Raw genomic sequence first — 3353 nt, 5'->3', positions numbered from 1 at the left:
GCTACGTTCCGCGCGCCCGACACCCTGAGGCGACCATGCCGACGAACCTGCTTCGCTTCATCCTCGCCGTGATGCTGCTGCCATTGCTGTGGACCGCAGCCGGCGCGCAAGACGCCAGCCTTCCGGAGCTCGGCAGCCCACTGCCCGGCCAAAAAGACATCACCTATCTCGACCTCGCCAGGATGATCATTCCAGACCTCGCCGCCGACAAGAATGGCTTTTACAGGGGCGGGCTGCCGATCGCTATGCGCCATATCGAGGGACCCGACAGCGGCGGCTCGCCGCCCGAAACCTCAGGCTTTTCCAATGCCTCCGTGCTTGCCATCAAGGCGGGAGGCAAGGACCGCCTGACCATGCTGTTCGATCTCGGCGATTCCTCAGACAGCGCAGAAGGCTATGCGGTGCTAGCGCTCTACGACATTACGGGCAAACCAAGGCTGCTCGACGCCGCCAATGTCGCCCTCGACCGCAGCACCTATTTCCGCGAACCCGGCAAGCTCGGCATCGGCGCCAATGATGATATCCTCATGATCGAGAGTTCGCATTCCAATTCAAACCAGAACTATATGATCGTCCCGCTGATTATGGTCGCCAGGGACAAGTTGAAGCTGATCGACATCATCTATTTGTTCGACGAGCACGTGTGTGCCTATAGCCGGACGCAGGACGTTGCCTTTAAAGCCATCGCAGAGGGCCGACGCCATGCGGCGATCAAGGTAACGGTGACCGATGCCACCGTCGTGAACGACGAAAGCTGCGATGACCAGCCGCCCAAACCTGAATCTCACGACATCTCCGTCACCTATCATTGGGACAAGACAACGTCGCACTACGCCAAGGATTCCGACGCGCTGAACAATTTGGCAGGAGAGAACGCCAAACGCTTCTGAACCAACCGCATTCGTTTGCCCGGCCAGATGGAGCAGGATAAAATCCGCTCGGCCACACCGCATATGATGGGGAACTACCATGGACAAGGGCAAGATCTTTCGCGACCTGCATGCCTCGACCTTCGTCGTGCCCAATCCCTGGGATATCGGCACGACCAAGCTGCTCGGCTCGTTCGGCTTCACGGCGCTGGCGACGACCAGCGCCGGCTTTGCCTTTTCGCGCGGCCTGCCGGACGGCGCGGTGACCTTCGACCAGATGATCCACCATTGCCGCGAAGTGACCGCGGCGACCAGCCTGCCGGTCTCGGCCGACCTCGAGAAAGGCAAGGGCGACAGCGCCGAGCAGGCCGCCGAAACCATCTTCGCGGCGGAAGCTGCCGGCCTTGCCGGCTGCTCGATCGAAGACCACACCGGCGATCCGGACAAGCCGATCTATGATTTTGCGCACGCCGTCGAACGCGTTGCGGCGGCCGTGGAAGCGGCGCGGGCCCTGAAACGCGATTTCGTCTTCACTGCGCGGGCCGAGAACTTCCTCTGGGGCAAGTCCGACCTCGACGACACGATCAAGCGGCTGCAGGCGTTCGAGAAGGCCGGCGCCGACGTACTCTATGCGCCAGGCATCGGCAACGTCGAGATGATCCGCACGCTCTGCTCTGCCGTCAGCAAGCCGGTCAATGTCATGGCGGTACCGGGCTTTACCATCGCCGATCTCGCCATGGCCGGCGTCAAGCGTATCTCGCTCGGGCCGTGGCTGACCAATTTCGCCTACGGCATGCTGGAAACGGCGGCACGCGAAATCCAGCAAGACGGCACCTTCGGCTTCACCCGCGCCGCCATGCCGTTCAGCAAATTGCAGGCCCTCTTCGGCAAATCTTCGGATTAATGGGGCCCGTCGCATGACGCTGACCGTGGTCGACATGCATACCGGCGGCGAGCCGCTGAGGATCGTCACCGGCGGCTATCCCGGTATCCCCAAGGGCACGATCCTGGAAAAGCGCGCCTATGTGCGCGACCATCTCGATCATCTCAGGAAAATCCTGATGTTCGAGCCACGCGGCCATTACGACATGTATGGCGCCTTGCTGGTCGAGCCGGACCTGCCCGGCGCCGACCTCGCCGTGCTGTTCATGCACAATGAGGGTTATTCCACGATGTGCGGCCACGCCATCGTCGCGCTCGGCCGCTACGCCATCGATGAAGGGCTGGTGGCGAAACAGGAACCAGTCACGACAGTCAATATCGAGGCGCCGTGCGGGCTGGTCGTCGCCTCGGTCGAGGTCAGGGACGGCAAGGCCGGTGCGGTTTCGTTCGAAAGCGTGCCGGCCTTCCTTTTCGCCGGTGGACAGGCGATCGAATTGGCGGGCCACGGCACGATTGGCTTCGACGTCGCCTATGGCGGCGCCTTCTACGCGCTGGCCGATTGTCACCAATTCGGGCTCGAATTCGGCAGAAGCCGGATGCGCGATTTCGTCGATGCGGCAACGGGGCTGACGGACAGGCTCAAGGCTGAATTTCCGCTGTCGCATCCCGACCACGGCGACCTAGCCTACCTATACGGCACCATCCTGACCGACGGCCGCGACACATTTTCCGGCGAGGTGACCAAAAACATCTGCGTCTTCGCCGAAGCCGAGGTCGATCGCTCGCCAACCGGTTCCGGCGTCACCGCAAGGCTGGCGGCCATGCATGCCAAGGGCGAGATCGCGATCGGACAGACGCGCACATTCGAGAGCATCGCCGGCTCGCGTTTTTCCGGAGCCGTGGCGCGGACGGCGAAGGCTGGACGGCATGAGGCGATCATCGCCCGCGTCGGCGGCCGCGCCTATTATTCCGGGCGGGCCGAATTCATCGTCGAAGCGGACGACGAGCTCGGACGCGGATTCCTGTTGCGCTGAAGAAAATGCTCAGCGGCGCGAGGAGCGAGCCACTTCCCGCACCGAGATCGCCTTGTGCAGATGCACCATCATGGCGGCGGCGAACAGCGGCGTCAGCAGGTTGAGCAACGGCACGGCGAGGAAAGCGGCGATGAGCAGCCCGGCGAGAAACACTGTGCCGGCATAGTGCCTGCGCAAGGCCTTGGCCTCGTCTTCGCCGCGAAAGCGCATGGCGGCGAATTCGAAGAACTCGCGCCCGAGCAGATAGCCGTTGACGATGAAGAAGGCGGCTATGTTGACGCCCGGCACCAAGAGAAGCAGCAGCGCGACGATGTTGCCGAGAATGACGACACCGAGGAATCGCGCCGACAGCACCAGCGAGCGCAGCGCCGGCATGGCGCGGCCGGTCGGATCGCCGGGATAGTCGGTGCGCTCGACCACTTCGGCGATATCGTCGAGGAACAGGCCAGCGACAACAGCCGTCACCGGCGCGATGAGCAACGCCATGCCGAAGGCAAGCGCTATTGCCGCGATGATGCCGCCGAGCCACCCGGCCCAGGACGGCATGCCGGGCAACAGCGTCTGCAGC

4 protein-coding genes are annotated in these 3353 nt (G+C 63.1%); 3 read left to right on the top strand and 1 reads right to left on the bottom strand.

What is annotated here, in order from left to right:
- The 3 genes from ENZ75_RS25885 to ENZ75_RS25875 all read left to right on the top strand — a co-directional run.
- Window positions 1-890: hypothetical protein (locus ENZ75_RS25885; RefSeq protein ID WP_348630625.1), on the top strand; the 890-nt coding region annotated here is incomplete at its 5' end.
- A 79-nt stretch (window positions 891-969) separates the two neighbouring features.
- Window positions 970-1773 carry an oxaloacetate decarboxylase gene (locus tag ENZ75_RS25880; protein WP_024505790.1) on the top strand — a complete coding sequence of 268 codons (804 nt, stop codon included), beginning with the start codon at window positions 970-972 and terminating at the stop codon, window positions 1771-1773.
- Window positions 1774-1786: 13 nt separating this feature from the next.
- The gene (locus ENZ75_RS25875) at window positions 1787-2785 is read left to right on the top strand and encodes a proline racemase family protein (RefSeq protein ID WP_024505791.1); all 999 of its coding nucleotides are present in this window, start codon (window positions 1787-1789) and stop codon (window positions 2783-2785) included.
- A gap of 9 nt (window positions 2786-2794) precedes the next feature.
- Here the strand turns inward: ENZ75_RS25875 and ENZ75_RS25870 are convergent.
- The coding region (locus ENZ75_RS25870) for a sulfate transporter family protein (protein WP_128278419.1) at window positions 2795-3353 on the bottom strand (559 nt) is incomplete at its 5' end.

This window comes from Mesorhizobium sp. M7A.F.Ca.CA.002.04.1.1, from assembly GCF_004022805.1.
GTDB lineage: Bacteria > Pseudomonadota > Alphaproteobacteria > Rhizobiales > Rhizobiaceae > Mesorhizobium > Mesorhizobium ciceri.
Note: the sequence above shows the minus strand (reverse complement) of the source record. Positions and strands in the feature narration are given on the sequence as shown.

Bases quoted from the DNA above. Each gene is read 5' to 3' on its own strand.
- ENZ75_RS25875 (WP_024505791.1), top strand. From the start codon at position 1,787: ATGACGCTGACCGTGGTCGACATGCATACCGGCGGCGAGCCGCTGAGG.
- ENZ75_RS25880 (WP_024505790.1), top strand. From the start codon at position 970: ATGGACAAGGGCAAGATCTTTCGCGACCTGCATGCCTCGACCTTCGTC.